At 66.2% G+C, this 15576-nt stretch carries 13 protein-coding genes and 1 rRNA gene; 2 read left to right on the top strand and 12 right to left on the bottom strand.

Features of this window, described 5'->3' with window-relative positions; all coding sequences use genetic code 11:
• Positions 1–59: 59 nt before the first annotated feature.
• Positions 60–1883, top strand: coding sequence for an AMP-dependent synthetase/ligase (locus J4H85_RS07115; RefSeq protein WP_307863489.1), 1824 nt, complete (start codon positions 60–62; stop codon positions 1881–1883).
• Between the two features lie 19 nt (positions 1884–1902).
• On the opposite strand, the gene def is transcribed toward J4H85_RS07115, so the two are convergent.
• Positions 1903–2394: a peptide deformylase gene (def, locus tag J4H85_RS07110; RefSeq protein ID WP_208238253.1), complete on the bottom strand. Its 492-nt coding sequence runs from the start codon at positions 2392–2394 to the stop codon at positions 1903–1905.
• A gap of 2 nt (positions 2395–2396) precedes the next feature.
• The gene (locus J4H85_RS07105; protein WP_208238251.1) at positions 2397–5801 is read right to left on the bottom strand and encodes a pyruvate carboxylase; all 3405 of its coding nucleotides are present in this window, start codon (positions 5799–5801) and stop codon (positions 2397–2399) included.
• A 152-nt stretch (positions 5802–5953) separates the two neighbouring features.
• Between J4H85_RS07105 and J4H85_RS07100 the strand changes: the two genes are divergently transcribed.
• Positions 5954–6844, top strand: coding sequence for a ParA family protein (locus tag J4H85_RS07100; protein ID WP_208238249.1), 891 nt, complete (start codon positions 5954–5956; stop codon positions 6842–6844).
• A gap of 60 nt (positions 6845–6904) precedes the next feature.
• Here the strand turns inward: J4H85_RS07100 and J4H85_RS07095 are convergent, their stop codons facing one another.
• The 10 genes from J4H85_RS07095 to rrf all read right to left on the bottom strand — a co-directional run bounded on the left by J4H85_RS07095 (position 6905) and on the right by rrf (position 15574).
• A complete protein-coding gene (locus tag J4H85_RS07095; protein WP_208240267.1) occupies positions 6905–7429 on the bottom strand; it encodes a MerR family transcriptional regulator in 525 nt (174 codons plus the stop codon).
• Between the two features lie 220 nt (positions 7430–7649).
• Positions 7650–8330 carry a transcriptional regulator FtsR gene (gene ftsR / locus J4H85_RS07090; protein WP_208238247.1) on the bottom strand — a complete coding sequence of 227 codons (681 nt, stop codon included), beginning with the start codon at positions 8328–8330 and terminating at the stop codon, positions 7650–7652.
• 1 nt (position 8331) lies between these two features.
• The gene (locus tag J4H85_RS07085; RefSeq protein WP_208238245.1) at positions 8332–8796 is read right to left on the bottom strand and encodes an FHA domain-containing protein; all 465 of its coding nucleotides are present in this window, start codon (positions 8794–8796) and stop codon (positions 8332–8334) included.
• Positions 8797–8926: 130 nt separating this feature from the next.
• A complete protein-coding gene (mnhG, locus tag J4H85_RS07080; protein ID WP_208238243.1) occupies positions 8927–9298 on the bottom strand; it encodes a monovalent cation/H(+) antiporter subunit G in 372 nt (123 codons plus the stop codon).
• On the bottom strand, positions 9291–9629 hold the full coding sequence (locus tag J4H85_RS07075; RefSeq protein WP_208238241.1) for an MrpF/PhaF family protein: 339 nt from the start codon (positions 9627–9629) through the stop codon (positions 9291–9293). The genes mnhG and J4H85_RS07075 overlap by 8 nt, the downstream gene beginning before the upstream one ends.
• Complete coding sequence (locus tag J4H85_RS07070; RefSeq protein ID WP_307863488.1) at positions 9626–10207, bottom strand: Na+/H+ antiporter subunit E; 582 nt, start codon at positions 10205–10207, stop codon at positions 9626–9628. Before J4H85_RS07070 ends, J4H85_RS07075 begins: the two co-directional genes overlap by 4 nt.
• Positions 10204–11892, bottom strand: coding sequence for a Na+/H+ antiporter subunit D (locus J4H85_RS07065; protein ID WP_208238239.1), 1689 nt, complete (start codon positions 11890–11892; stop codon positions 10204–10206). The genes J4H85_RS07070 and J4H85_RS07065 overlap by 4 nt, the downstream gene beginning before the upstream one ends.
• Positions 11889–12398, bottom strand: coding sequence for a Na(+)/H(+) antiporter subunit C (locus J4H85_RS07060; RefSeq protein WP_208238237.1), 510 nt, complete (start codon positions 12396–12398; stop codon positions 11889–11891). The genes J4H85_RS07065 and J4H85_RS07060 overlap by 4 nt, the downstream gene beginning before the upstream one ends.
• Complete coding sequence (locus tag J4H85_RS07055; RefSeq protein ID WP_307863487.1) at positions 12398–15286, bottom strand: Na+/H+ antiporter subunit A; 2889 nt, start codon at positions 15284–15286, stop codon at positions 12398–12400. Before J4H85_RS07055 ends, J4H85_RS07060 begins: the two co-directional genes overlap by 1 nt.
• A gap of 171 nt (positions 15287–15457) precedes the next feature.
• Positions 15458–15574 (bottom strand): 5S ribosomal RNA (rrf, locus tag J4H85_RS07050).
• Between the last annotated feature and the right edge of the window lie 2 nt (positions 15575–15576).

The following is a 15576-nucleotide window of genomic DNA, read 5'->3' as shown; positions in this document are numbered from 1 at the left end:
GGGTGCCGGGGCCCACTCTCCGGCAGCACTGCCTGTCAACGGGTACCAAAGGAGCTATCGTGAATCTGGCCGAAACCCCCATCGTCGTTCCGGAGTCCGCCGAGGACAACGTCACCGACCTCTTGGAGGAGCGCGTCGCCGCAACGCCAGCCGGAGCACTGTTCTCGGTGCCGGAGGGCGAGGGGTGGCGGGACATCTCTGCCGCGGCGTTCAAGGAGCAGGTGGTCGCGGTCGCGAAGGGTCTCGTCGCCGGCGGCGTCGAACCGGGTGATCGCATCGGCTTCATGTGCAAGACGAAGTACGAGTGGTCCCTACTCGACTTCGCTCTGTTCTACGCCGGCGCTGTGATGGTCCCGGTCTACGAGACCTCGTCGCCCTCGCAGGTGCACTGGATCCTGGAGGATTCCGGCGCACGCGGCATGATCACCGAAACTGCGGATCACGCCGCGCGCTTCGACGAGGTCGAAGCGGACCTGCCACGTGTCTCGCTCAAGTGGAACCTCGACCGCGGGGCGATCGAGCGCCTGACCGAGGCGGGGGCGGAGGTCCCGGACGAGGAGATCGAGCGGCGTCGTTCGATCGCCAATGGCGACGACATCGCGACCCTCATCTATACTTCGGGCTCGACCGGTCGACCGAAGGGCTGCGTCCTCACGCACGCGAACTTCGTCGGACTCGCGCGCAATTCGGCCTCCGCCCTCTCGGAGGTCGTGAATCCCGCATCATCGACCCTGCTCTTCATCACACTCGCGCACGTGTTCGCGCGGTTCATCTCGGTTCTCGCGGTGTACGGCGGGGTCCGCGTCGGACACCAGGCGGACACGACACAGCTCCTTCCCGCACTCGGATCCTTCCACCCCACGTTCCTCCTCGCAGTGCCGCGGGTCTTCGAGAAGGTGTACAACTCTGCCGAGCAGAAAGCGGAGGGCGACGGGAAGGGCAAGATCTTCCGGAGAGCCGCCCAAGTCGCCGTCGACTACTCCGAGGCGCAGGATGCCGGCCGAGTGCCGCTCATGCTCGACCTCAAATTCCGACTCTTCGACAAGCTGGTGTTCTCGAAGCTGCGGGCTCGGCTGGGCGGTCAGGTCGCGTACGCCGTCTCCGGTTCGGCGCCGCTCGGCCGCTACCTGGGCCACTTCTACCGCAGCCTCGGCATCAAGATCCTCGAGGGGTACGGACTCACCGAAACCACCGCTCCCGTCACCGTCAACGTTCCGGATCGCTTCAAGATCGGAACGGTGGGGCCCCCGCTCCCCGGTCACCGGGTGCGGATCGCGGAGGATGGGGAGATCGAGGTCGCCGGGATCGACGTCTTCCGCGAGTACTGGCAGAACCCCGAGGCGACGCAAGCCGCATTCACGGAGGACGGGTTCTTCAAGACCGGCGATGTCGGCACACTCGACGCCGACGGGTACCTCACCATTACGGGACGCAAGAAAGAGATCATCGTCACGGCGGGCGGAAAGAACGTCGCGCCCGCCGTGCTCGAAGATCCGATCCGCTCGAACTCCATCGTCGGTCAGGTCGTCGTCGTCGGCGAGCAGAAGCCATTCATCGCGGCGCTCGTGACGCTCGACCGCGAGATGCTGCCCACGTGGCTCGAGAACCACGGTGAGAATGGGTCCATGACCCTCGAGGAGGCCGCCGCACACCCGAAGGTCCAGGCCGAGGTTCAGCGGGCGGTCGATCACGGCAACTCATTCGTCTCACGCGCGGAGTCGGTGCGGAAGTTCGTCGTGCTGCCGACGGAATTCACTCAGGAGAGCGGCCACTTGACGCCGAAGCTCAGCATCAAGCGCGACAACATCTTGCGCGACTACGCCGGAGAGGTGCACAAGCTCTACGGGGACAACCCGAAGACCGAGGCCGTCTCCCTGAAGTAGCCGCTCCGCGGCGCAGCCCTCAGAACCAGGCCGCGCCGCGTACCTGCCGCATCGCCTCTCCGCGCACCTCGCGGTCGAGTCGGCTGAGGTAGAGCTTGCCGTCGAGGTGATCGCACTCGTGCTGCAGCGCCTGGGCCAGAAGCCCTTCCCCGGCGATCTCCACGTCGGCGCCGTCCAGATCGATGCCGCGGACCACGGCTCGAGGGTGCCGCAGCACCGGGAACCACAGATCGGGAACCGAGAGGCAGCCTTCGCCGGTCGGCTCGGGATCCCCCGACAGTTCGACGAGCTGCGGATTGATCACGTAGCTCACCTCGCCGTCGATGTTGAGGCTGAAAGCACGCTGCGTGTAGCCGATCTGGGTCGAGGCGAGACCTGCGCGACCGTCGAAGTCGACCGTGTCGCACAGGTCCGCCACCATGGCGCGCACGCCATCATCGATGCGCTCCACCGGGGTGCAGACGGTACGCAGGACCGGATCGCCGAACAACCGAATCTCACGTACCGCCACGTTCACTCCTCCGCGATCACGACGAGGAGGTCACCGGCTTCGACCGCGCGCGCCCCCTCGAATACCAACCGCTCGATCCTACCCGACACCGGTGCGGTGATCGCCGCCTCCATTTTCATCGCCTCGATGGTCGCGATGGGGTCGCCGGCTTCGACGCGTCCGCCGGACTCAGCCTTCAGCGTGACCGTTCCTGAGAAGGGCGCACCGACCTGTCCGGGAACGGTGCGATCCGCCTTCTCCGCAGCGGGAGAGGCGACTGCCACGGACTCGTCTTTCACGAAGACCGGCCGCAGCTGCCCATTGACACGCGTCATCACGGTGCGCACGCCCTTGTCGTCGGCCTCACCGATCGCTTCGAGGCCGACGTACAGACGGACCCCGGGCGAGAGGTCGATCGCGTGCTCGGCGCCGACCTCCAGTCCGTAGAGGTAGTCGCCCGTCGTCAGCACCGACAAATCGCCGAAACGCTCCCTGGCATCCGCGAAGGAACGGGCCGGGGCAGGGAAGAGCAGACGGTTCAGCGTCTCACGCCGCACCGTTCCCGCGGCTGCGAGTCGCTCCTCGTCCTCCGGCGGCACATCGGCAACGCCGATCTTCGGCGTCCGTCCGGCGAGCACCTTCGACCGGAACGGCTCGGGCCAGCCTCCCGGAAGCTCGCCGAGCTCACCGGCCATGAAGCCGACAACGGAATCCGGGATGTCGAACGCACTCGGATTCTCCTCGAAATCAGCCGGATCCGCGTCGACGGCCACCAGATGAAGGGCCAGATCGCCGACGACCTTCGATGAGGGAGTGACCTTCGGGATCCTGCCCAGGATCCGGTCCGCTGCCGCATACATGTCTTCGATCTTCTCGAAGTTGTCGGCGAGGCCGAGCGCGCTCGCCTGCTGACGCAGGTTCGACAGCTGGCCGCCCGGGATCTCGTGGGTGTAGACCCGACCCGTGGGCGACGGCAGACCCGACTCAAACGGCCGGTATGCGCCGCGAACGGCGTCCCAGTATGGTTCGAGCGCGAAGACGGCGTCGAGATCGATGCCGGTGTCGCGTTCGGTGTCGGTCAGTGCGGCGACGAGCGCCGACATCGAGGGCTGGCTGGTGGTTCCCGACATCGGAGCGGAAGCCACGTCGACGGCGTCGACCCCTGCCTGCGAGGCCGCGAGCAGCGTCGCCAGCTGTCCGCCCGGAGTGTCGTGCGTGTGCAGGTGCACGGGCAGGTCGAACCGTTCCCGGAGCGCGGTCACGAGTTTCGCAGCGGCGCCCGGGCGCAGGAGGCCCGCCATGTCCTTGATCGCGAGGATATGGGCGCCCGCGTCCACGATCTGCTCCGCGAGTCCGAGATAGTAGTCCAGCGTGTACTTGTCCTCGGCCGGGCTCAGCAGATTGCCCGTGTAGGACATCGCGACCTCGGCGACCGCGGTCCCGGTCTCGCGGACCGCGTCGATGGCGACCCGCATCTGCTTCACATCGTTGAGCGCGTCGAAGACGCGGAAGACGTCGACACCGGTGGAGGCCGCCTCCGCGACGAAAGCATGCGCGACCTTCGCCGGGTAGGGGGTGTACCCGACCGTGTTCTGCCCGCGGAGGAGCATCTGGATCGGGACGTTCGGCATGGCTTCGCGCAACGCGCTCAAACGCTCCCACGGATCTTCCGCGAGGAACCGCAGGGCCACATCGTACGTCGCGCCGCCCCAGGCCTCGACCGACAGCAGTTGCGGCGTCAGCCGGGCGACGTGCGGCGCCGCCGCGACGAGGTCGCGCGAGCGGACCCGAGTGGCCAGCAGCGACTGATGCGCGTCGCGGAACGTCGTCTCCGTCACCGCGAGCGCCGTCTGCTCACGCAGCGAACGGGCGAACCGCTCGGGGCCCAGCTCGAGCAGGCGCTGACGGTTGCCGTCGGGAAGCGGGGCGCCGAGATCCACGTCGGGCAGCTTGACCGCGGGATCGACGCCGACCGGACGCTCGCCGTGCGGCTGATTGACCGTCACATCCGCCAGGTACTGGAGCAGCTTCGTCGCGCGGTCCTGCGGCTTGTTCTGCGACACGAGTTCCGGGCGCTCCTCGATGAAGGAGGTCGACACGTCGCCTGCCCGGAAGTCGGGGTCGTCCAGGACCGCCTGCAGGAACGGGATGTTCGTCGCCACACCGCGGATCCGGAACTCTGTGAGGGCTCGCTGCGCCTTGGTGACCGCTGCGGCGAAGTCTCGGCCGCGGCACGTGAGCTTCGCGAGCATCGAGTCGAAGTGCGGACTGATGTGCGCTCCGGGGTTGATCGTGCCGCCGTCGAGCCGCACGCCGCCGCCGCCAGCGGATCGGTAGGTGGTGATGCGCCCGAGGTCCGGGCGGAATCCGTCCTCGGGGTTCTCCGTGGTGATGCGGCACTGCAGCGCAGCGCCCCGAATCGTGAGCTCGTCCTGGCGAAGACCGAGGTCCTCGAGCGTCTCCCCCGCCGCGATCCGCATCTGCGACTGCACGAGATCGACATCGGTGATCTCCTCGGTCACGGTGTGCTCGACCTGGATCCGCGGGTTCATCTCGATGAAGACGTGCTCCCCGGCGCGCTCCCCCTCGGTGTCGAGCAGGAACTCGACGGTCCCGGCGTTCTCGTAGCCGATCGACTGCGCGAACGCGACGGCGTCTCGCGTCAGCGCATCGCGCACCGATGGGTCGAGGTTCGGCGCCGGCGCGATCTCGACGACCTTCTGGTGTCGCCGCTGCACGGAGCAGTCCCGCTCGAACAGGTGCACGGTCGCACCGGTGCGGTCGGCCAGCACCTGGACCTCGATGTGCCGCGGACGCAGCACCGCCTGTTCGATGAACATGGTCGGATCGCCGAACGCGGCATCCGCCTCACGCATCGCGGCTTCGAGTGCGTCACGCAGATCTTCCGGACGCTCCACGCGCCGCATTCCGCGGCCCCCGCCGCCGGCGACGGCCTTGGCGAACACCGGGAAACCGATCTCGTCGGCTCCGGCGACCAATGCATCGATGTCGGTGGTCGGCGGAGTGGAACGCAGCACCGGCACTCCTGCAGCGATCGCGTGCTCCTTCGCCGCGACCTTGTTGCCCGCCATCTCGAGCGCGGTGCGCCCGGGGCCGATGAACCTGATTCCCGCTGCCTCGGCCGCCTCGGCAAGGCCAGGATTCTCGGAAAGGAATCCATACCCCGGGTAGATAGCGTCGCAGCCCGACTCGCGCGCGACGCGCACGATCTCGGCGATGTCGAGGTATGCCCGCACGGGATGCCCCTCGACGCCGATCTGGTACGCCTCGTCCGCCTTCAGACGGTGCAGCGAATTGCGATCCTCGTATGGGAACACCGCGACGGTCGCGGCACCCAACTCGCTCGCCGCACGAAACGCGCGAATCGCGATCTCACCGCGATTGGCCACCAGAATTTTGTTGAACATAGACGATGCTCCCATGCGTGTCGTGCCCAGTTGATTGAATTCGCGCCCTGGCCAAGAATACTGGGTGGCACTATGCCCGTCGCAAGTGCTCCGCGATCGCGATCGCCGCGGGCGGCTGTGGACGCACAGCCGTGATGGACTAAACTTGACGCGTGCATGTATTGAGCGTCAGTTCCCTGAAAGGCGGCGTCGGTAAGACGACCGTGACACTTGGCCTCGCATCCGCGGCGTTTTCTCGTGGCCTCCGCACGCTCGTGGTCGATCTGGACCCGCAGTCGGACGTCTCGACGGGCATGGACATCGATCCCGAGGGACGCGGCACCGTCGCAGACGTCCTGGAGAGCCCGAAAGAGAACACCGTGCGCGGTGCGATCGCACCCAGCGGCTGGAATCGGCACCACGAGGGCGGAGCCATCGATCTGCTGATCGGCAGCCCGTCCGCCATCAACTTCGACGGCCCCCACCCCTCGGTGCGCGACATCTGGAAGCTCGAAGAAGCTCTCGCCCACGTCGAGTCCGACTACGATCTCGTGCTGATCGACTGCGCGCCGTCGCTGAACGCATTGACGCGCACGGCCTGGGCCGCGAGCGATCGCGTGCTCGTCGTCACCGAGCCGGGTCTGTTCGCCGTGGCCGCGGCGGACCGCGCATTGCGCGCCATCGAAGAGCTGCGTCGCGGCGTCAGCCCGCGTCTGCAGCCCCTCGGCATCGTCATCAACCGCACCCGGCCGCAGTCCATGGAGCACCAGTTCCGCACCCGTGAACTCCGCGAGATGTTCGGCCCGCTCGTGCTGAACCCGCAGCTGCCCGAGCGCACGTCGCTGCAGCAGGCTCAGGGTGCAGCGAAACCGGTGCACGTGTGGCCCGGTGACGCGGCTCGCGAGATGTCGGGGTACTTCGATCAGATCCTTGATCGCGTCCTGCGCTCGGGCGGCATCGATGCACCCTCCGCCGCGGCAGCCGGCCGCATGACGACCGTGGTGAACGATCAACTGCCGGACGAGGTGAAGGACACCGCCGAGGTCGTCACCGACAAGGAGTAGCAGCGAGAAGCAGCCGAACGGCCCGCGGGAGACACCCGTCGGGCCGTTTTCGTCTCGGGGTTACGAGATTTTGCGCGTCTTGCGGCGCGCCGCGAGCTCGTCGACACCGCTCGTCTGCTCCGCCTCCGTGGCACTGCGGTGCTCATCGAGATCGGTGAGCGAGGTCTCGACCTCGCGCAGCACCTTGCCGACGGCGATGCCGAACACGCCCTGACCACGACTGACGAGGTCGATGACCTCGTCGTTCGATGTGCAGAGGTAGACGCTCGCACCATCGCTCATCAGAGTCGTCTGCGACAAGTCGTGAACGCCTGCCTCATGCAGCTGAGAGACGGCCGTCCGGATCTGCTGCAGCGAAATCCCGGTATCGAGCAGACGCTTCACGAGCTTCAGCACCAGAATGTCGCGGAAGCCGTACAGACGCTGCGACCCTGAACCCTGGGCACTGCGCAACGACGGCTCCACGAGGCCCGTGCGAGCCCAGTAGTCGAGCTGACGATAGCTGATGCCGGCCGCGCGCGCGGCGACCGCACCCTTGAACCCGGCGTTGCGGTCGATCTGGGGCAATCCATCCGCGAACAGCATGTCCGCGCCCGAGGCGCTGGCGAGCTCCTCCAGAACTCCCTCCGAGAGGACTTCCGGATCACCCGTCGCATCCTGGGGCTTGTCCAATTCCGGTCCTTTCTCGGGCTGAAGCTCACTGCTTCAGACTCACACTACGGTACTCATCAGGGCCGCTCACTGCAATCACCCGGGGCGAGTGTCGGGACCGGATTCGGGCGCTCCCGCGCACCGCGCGGTCCGGTCAGCTACCGCCGGTCAACCGGTGACGCAGCACACCCGACCGCACCGTCTCGAGGTAGCCCGCCAATTCGAGGGAATCCTCGGTGGAATGCGGTGAGCCCGTCTTCACGCCACGCGTGGCTACCGCCTGCGCGATCAACTCGCTCTCGCGCTCCGCCGCCACGCGCACCGACCTGAGGTGACGCGGCGTGATCCCGCGCTCGGCGAGCCGGAGCAGCGCAGTCACCTGAGCCACGGCGTCTTGCGGGAACACCTCCGATGCCGGCAGAAGCCCTGCGGCGATGACCTCGCCCAGGAACTTCGCGCTGGCCCCGGTCGATCGCTGCAGCTCATCGCTGCTCAGCACACGTCGGGGGGCCAAGATGGTCGACGCGCTGCGTGACGACGCACCGGGAATGACCGGGTCGCGACCCGCATCGACTTCTTCGAGCACTTCCGCGATGACCTTGAGCGGAAGATAATGGTCTCGCTGCAGCGTCAGGATCAGACGCAGCCGTTCGATGTGGACCTGTGCGAACTTGCGATAGCCGGATCTCGTGCGCTCCGGGGTGACCAACCCCTGCTCTTCGAGAAAACGCAGTTTCGACGGCGTCAGGTCGGAGAAGTCGTCCTGCAGGCGCGCGAGCACCTGACCGATACTGAGCAGGCCCCCTGGCGCAGTACGAGCGGTCGCAGCCCCCACGTCAGCGCTCGTCGGAGAGGTCGAAGCGCGACGCGAAGAACGTGAAGCGGAACTTGCCGACCTGCACCTCGATACCGTCGTCGAGCATCACTTCGCCGTCGATGCGCGTTCCATCGCAGAAGGTGCCGTTCAACGAACCGAGATCGCGCACCGCGAAGTTCGTGCCGCTGCGCACGAACTCGGCGTGCCGACGGGACACCGTGACATCGTCGAGGAAGATGTCGACCGCCGGGTGCCGACCCGCGACGGTCACATCCTGATCCAGCAGGAAGCGCGCCCCGAGATCGGGACCGCGGCGGACGACGAGCAGGGCAGCTCCGGACGGCAACGCTTCGACGGCTTCCTGCTCATCGATGTTCAAATCGACGACCCGAGCCCGAATCATCGCCCCGAGATCATCTCGGAACTGCTGAGTCGATCGGGCTTCGGTATCGCCCGCGTGGTGAGCCTTATCTCCTGCGTTCATTGGTTCACCCACCCCTGTTCCTCGCGTCGTCGTGACAGATTCGTTGCACGATCTACGCTACCGCAGCGGACGCTCCCCCGCATCTCCTCGCGCGTCGTGGCGCGGCTCACGGCGTGTCGCTCGGCGCTCCTCATGACCCGGATTCGCGCTCTGCACGCTGGGCCGACTCGATGGCGGGGCCGAGCTCGTCGATGACCAGCGTGTCCTCATCGATCTGCCCCGCGCGATACGCCGCGCGACCGACCATGTGCGCCGCGACCGGCGCAGTGAGCGACTGGAACACGAACACCGGAACGAGTGCGATCAGCGTCGCGAAAGAGCGTTCCTCGAGCGCGATCGCGGTGATCATCAGCAGCAGGCCGAAGATCTGCGGCTTCGTCGCAGCGTGCAACCGGCTGAGTGCATCGGTGAACCGCAGCAGGCCGATGCCGGCAGCGACGGAGAGCAGCGCGGCGAGGAAGACACAGATGATAGCGATGGTGTCGAGGACCTGTTCAAACATTGCCCGCCCCCTGGCTCGTCTCACCGGGCTGATCGTCCAATCCTGGCGGACCGGTTTCGTTCATGCCCCGACGCCTCACGTATCGAGCCACCACGATGGTGGCCAGCGTCGCCGTCGCCGCGACCACGGTCATCATCGGGATCGAGTCGGTGTGTCCACGGATCACCATGTCCATGCCTGCGGCCAGGACCAGCGTGGTCAGCAGCACGTCGGACGCCACCATGCGGTCGAGGATGGTCGGACCCCGGACGATCCGGATGACCGCGCAGAGCGCGGTCACGGTGAGTCCCAGGCCTGCGGCGAGACTCATCGACACGGCGAAGACGCTCATGCGGTCGCCTCCATTTCCGTGCGCGACCCGACCGCGAGGATCAGAAGGCGTTCGATCCGGTAGACCTCGCGGCGCATTTCGCGGATCTCCTTCTGCGTCGGCGTATCGATCACGTGCAGGTAGAGGATGCACTGAGCCCGGTCGACCTCGGCGACGAGCGAACCGGGAATGAGCGAGTTGGTGAGGCCGACCATCGTCATGATGAAGTCGGATCGGGTGCGCAGGTGAACCGCGATGATCGACGTGCGCGGCACGGGGCCGGGTCGCACGGTCAGCCACGCGACCTGGAACGAGGCGACCGCGACATGCCACAGGAAGTACCCGAGGTACACCAGCGCCCACCAGGGATTGAATCGACCCGCCAGGGTGACCGGGGGCAGATAGAACACGCGGGTCGCAGCAACCGACACCAGGACGCCGCTGATGAACGACATCCAGCTCACCTCTTTCCAGAGGGCCATCCACGTCACGATCAACCCGATCAGCAACGGCAGCTCGTGCAGACGCACGATCCGCTCGATGCGGCCGGCCCGGAAGCGACGCTTGCCTCGGCCGAGGGGTCCTGTCTCCTCGCTCACGGAATGTCACTCCCCTCGATCTCGCCGGGAATGTCGATCACGGACGAGTCTTCCGGCTCCGTCGAGCCGCTTCCTCCGCCGGGCCCGTCATGGTCGCCGAGGACGGCTTCGAGCAACTGCGACGGGCGGTCCATGTCCACACCGGCTCGCGTCGCATATCCGTAGAGCGGACCGGCGAACACCGTGAGCAGTACGCTCACGACCACCATCCCCGCGGTCGCGGCGGTCATGAGTTTCGGCGTGGCGCGCTGCTCACGCTGCGGCTGCGCATCGGGCGCGTCGTGCAGCGTCTCGAGCATCGCCTCCTCGCGCTCCCGGAGCATGATGGCCTCGGAGGAGGCCATCTTCGGGGGCTGCGCGTCGGCGGTCACCCGAGGACGCCAGAAGGCGAGCACCCAGACGCGGGCGAGCGCGTAGAGCGTGAGCAAGGACACGGCTGCGCCGATCCCCATCAGCCAGTAGGCTCCGGGCGTCCCGAGGTCTGCAGCGACGGTGAACAGGCCCAGTTTGCCGATGAATCCGGAGAACGGTGGAATTCCCCCGAGGTTCAGCATCGGAATGAAGAACAGGATCGCGATGATCGGCGCGCTGCGAAGCATCCCGCCGAGACTCGCGAGCGAGGTGGATCCCCCGTGCCGCTCGATCAGACCGACAGCGAGGAAGAGGGTCGTCTGCACAATGATGTGGTGCGCGATGTAGTAGATCGTCGCGGCGAAGCCTGCGGAGTTCGCCATGCCGATGCCGAAGATCATGTAACCGATGTGGCTGATCAGCGTGAACGAGAGCAATCGCTTGATGTCGAGTTGCGATACCGCTCCGAGTATGCCGACGACGAGCGTGAGACCTGCGACCACGAGAAGCAGCCCATCGATACTCGACTCCGGGAATATCTGGGTCTGGCTCCGGATGATTGCGTAGACGCCGACCTTCGTCAAGAGCCCGGCGAAGACCGCGGTGACCGGCGCCGGCGCGGTGGGGTAGGAATCCGGCAGCCAGAACGCCAGCGGGAAGACCGCAGCCTTGATGCCGAAGGCGATCACGAGCATGAGGTTCAGGATCAGCTGGATGTTGTCCGGCAGCTCCGCGATGCGCACCGACAACTGCGCCATGTTCACCGTGCCGGTCGCACCGTAGATGAGACCGATGGTCGCCAGGAAGAGGATGGACGAGACGAGGGAGACCACCACGTAGGTGACACCCGCCCGGATGCGCGCCGTCGTCCCGCCCAGCGTGATGAGGACGTAACTGGCGACGAGCAGGATCTCGAAGCTCACGTACAAGTTGAAGAGATCCCCGGCGACGAACGCGTTGCAGACGCCCGCCCCGAGCACCAGGTACGTCGGGTAGTAGATCGAGACCGGCGTTTCCTCATCGCCATCGGCCAGGCCCTGTCCGAGAGAGAAGACGAAGACGGCGAGCAGGACGATCGCCGATACCGTCACCATCAGCGCCGCGACGCGGTCCACGACGAGCGCGATCCCGAATGGCGCGGCCCAGCCGCCCACTTCCATCACGAGCATGCCGTGGACGTCGACGGCCCACATCAGCGTGCCGCCGAGGGCCGTCACCGCGACGAGCGACACCAGCGTGACACCCTGCTGCACACGTCGGCGTCCGGGGACGATCAACGCGACCGCCGCACCGAGCAACGGCACCAGCACGACGAGGGGAACGAGTGCGGTCATGAGCGGCCCTCCCCTCGTGTCTGCGATCGGTCGACGACCTGCGTCGGCTGCGTGTTCGTGTCGGGTTCGGGCGCCTCTGAGTCGTCGGAGAACTCTCGCGACTCCGCGAGGTCCTCATCGGTGACCTCTTCGGTGGTGAGCTGCTGCGTCGAGGTGGGCAGGTCGATGTCGTCCTCGTCGTCGCGCACGCGGTCCTCGTGCTCGTGGGCCAGGCGCCATGACCGGTAGATCAGGGCGAGCATGAATGCACTGATGCCGAAGGTGATCACGATCGCCGTGAGAATGAATGCCTGCGGCAGCGGGTCGCTCATGTCCGCGGGATCGGCACCTCCGACGAGCGGCGCCGCACCGAAACTCCCCGACATCATGAAGATGAGCAGGTTCGTCGCATTCCCGACGAGCAAGAAGCCCAGCAGGATGCGGGTGAGGGCACGATCCAGCATCAGGTAGATGCCGCACGCGAACATGACGACCATGACAGCGACCAGGACCAGGGGCATACTCATCACTTCTGCACCTCCCCGATGACCAATCCTTTGCTGTCATCCATCTCGTGCTCATCGATCTCGGCACCCAGGCTGCGCAACACATCCAGGATGAGACCGAACACGACCAGGTACACACCGATATCGAAGACCGTCGACGTGACGAGCGGCAGATCACCGAGGAACCCGAGATCGATGTCGACCCAGGCCGAGGCGAGCGCGCTCTGACCGAAGAACAGCGGGATGATCGCCATCGACACCGCCAGGGTCAGGCCGGTACCCAGAATCTTGCCCGCATCGAGCGGCACCGTCGCACGGAGCTCATGGCGACCGCCCGCGAGATACCTCGCGACGAGCGCGAGTCCAGCGACGAGGCCTCCGGCGAAGCCCCCGCCTGGGGTGTTGTGTCCGGTGAGCAGCAAATAGATCGACAGGATGATCAACGCGTGGAAGATGAGCCGCACGACGACCTCGAGGAAGATCGAGCGGTGAGCCGGATCCAGCATGCGACCGGCGAGCACCCACGCCTCGCGTCGGGTCTGATCATTCGGGTCGGCAATCCGCGCGAGATGCTCGCGGGCCTGCGTGCGTGCATCTCGCCGACTGAGCTTCGGACTCATATCGACACGACTCTTGAGGAAGATCAGCGAGGCCACACCGGTCGCGGCTGCGAGAATGACGGACAGCTCACCCATCGTGTCCCAGCCGCGGATGTCGACGAGGGTCACGTTCACGACGTTGGATCCGTGCCCGCCGCCGTATGCAAGATCAGGGAGCAGCAACGAGATCGGGTCGGCCACGCGCGCTCCGAGCGCGATCAGCGCCACCACGCCCATGAGCAGGCCGACGCCCGCACCGATGAGTGCACGCGTCAGCCGCACCCGGGCGGTGGGCCGCGATCCGCCGATGTGCTGCGGGAGCCTCCGGATCACAAGGACGAACGCGATGAGCGTGACCGTTTCGACGAGTGCCTGCGTGACCGCGAGATCGGGTGCGCCGTGCAGGGCGAAGATGGCCGCCATACCGTACCCCGTCACACCGACGAGCACGAGCGACTGGAACCGGGTGCGCGCACGCAGGGCGAAGATGGCTGCGGCAATCATGATGATCGCGATCGGCACCTGCGCGGGAGAGGACATCCACTCGAGAGCGGTCGGCCAGGTCCCGGTACCGAACAGCGTCCCACCGACGACCCCGACAAGCACGATGAGGATGACCGACAGGTAGAACGGCAGGGATCCGCGTTGCGTCATCGCGGTCAGCCGTACCGCGAAGCTGTCGACCCAGTAGGTGACCACCCAGTACGCGTGCGAGGCCGAGAAGCGCTCGGACGGCGGCGGGAGCAGCGGTTCGGTCCGCGAGAAGACCTTCGCGAGTCCGACGCCGGCGCCGAGAACGATGACCGAGATGAGCAGCGCGGCGGTGAACCCGTGCCACAGCGCCAGATACTCCGGCTCCGCGCCCGGAGCGCTGTCGACCATGGCCTGGAACCAGGGGTCGAGCGCGTTGGCGAACAGGCCACCGCCCAACGCGAAGAGCACGAAGACGATCGGCGCGACAAGAATCGAGCTTCCCATTTCATGCTTGACCGCGCAGCTCTTGACTCCGGGCTTCGCTGCGAATGCACCCCAGAGGAACCGGCCCATGTAGGCGACCGTGAGGATGCTGCCGAGAATCGCGATCACGAGCGCCACATATGCGATGGGGAGCTCATGCCCGATCTCGAGCATCTCGGCGAGACCCGCCTCTTTCGAGACGAACCCGATGAACGGCGGGACACCCGCCATGGAGAGTGAGGCCAAGACCGCGATCGCGGCGAGCAACGGCGCCTGACGTCCGAGTCCGCTCAGCTTTCGGAGATCTCGGGTACCGGTGCGGTGGTCGATGATGCCCACCGTCAAGAAGAGCGGCGCCTTCGCAACGGCGTGCGCGAAAAGCAAAGCGAAGCCCGCGAACGAGGCGCGTGGATCACCGATGCCGAACACCATGACCAGGAACCCGAGCTGGCTCACGGTTCCGTGCGCGACGATCAGTTTGATGTCGTATTGGCGCAGCGCTCGGATGCCGCCGTTCAGCATTGTGATGCCGCCGAGGATCACGAGGGTCTCGCGATACCCGGGTACATCCGCGAACGCCGGCGTGATGCGGGCGATCAGATAGATGCCGGCTTTCACCATCGCTGCGGCGTGCAGGTAGGCGCTGACCGGAGTCGGTGCGGCCATCGCGCCCGGCAACCAGAAGTGGAAGGGGAAGATCGCCGACTTCGAGAGCGCACCGACAAGCACCAGATACACCGCGGCGACAGCTGCGGGACCCTGCGGCGGTTGCGCGACGATGTCGGAGAGCAGCGAACTGCCCGCACCCGCCGACAGGATCACGAGGCCGACGAGCATCGCGAGGCCGCCGAGCGTGGTGACGATCAACGCCTGCAGCGCTGCCGCCCGGCTCGTGCGGAGCTTCGACGAGTGACCGATCAGCAGGAACGAGAAGATCGTCGTGCTCTCCCAGAAGATGAAGAGCAGATAGACGTCGTCTGCGAGGACCAATCCGAGCATCGAGACGAGAAAGCCGAGGAAGACCGCACCGAAGCGCGCGAGACCCGACTCGTTCCGGTCGAAGTATCGCGCGCAGTAGAGGAGCACGAGCGCTCCAGCGCCGGTGACGAGCAGGGCGAACGCCAACGAGATCACGTCGAGACGGAAGGTCAGGCTGAGATCCACTTGCGGCACCCAGGCCACGGACTCGGTCTCGACGTGCCCCCCGAGCACGCGGCCCGACTGCGTCGCGAAAGCGACGGTGGCCGCGAGCGGCGCTAAGGCGATGACGAAGAACGACCGACGTCCGAACCGACGGATGACCGGGTAGATCAGAAGTGAAAGGATTGCCAGGGCGAGCAGCGTGCTCGTCATCAATCCCATGCACACCCCGATCTCTGTCTCATTAGTCGCCGGACACCAGTCTACCGGAAGGCGGGACTGAAGTTCGAACCGTGCATACCCATCGGGGCATAACTCTTTTGGGCATAAAAAAAGGGGGTCACCGTGAGCCGTCATTGACTCATGGTGACCCCCAGTGAAGAGGTCCGGCGGTGTCCTACTCTCCCACACCCTCCCGAGTGCAGTACCATCGGCGCTGTCAGCCTTAGCTTCCGGGTTCGGAATGTAACCGGGCGTTTCCCTGACGCTATAACCACCGTAAC

The organism is Leucobacter tardus (assembly GCF_017583045.1).
GTDB classification, from domain to species: domain Bacteria; phylum Actinomycetota; class Actinomycetes; order Actinomycetales; family Microbacteriaceae; genus Leucobacter; species Leucobacter tardus.
This window is presented reverse-complemented; position numbering and strand designations above follow the sequence as displayed.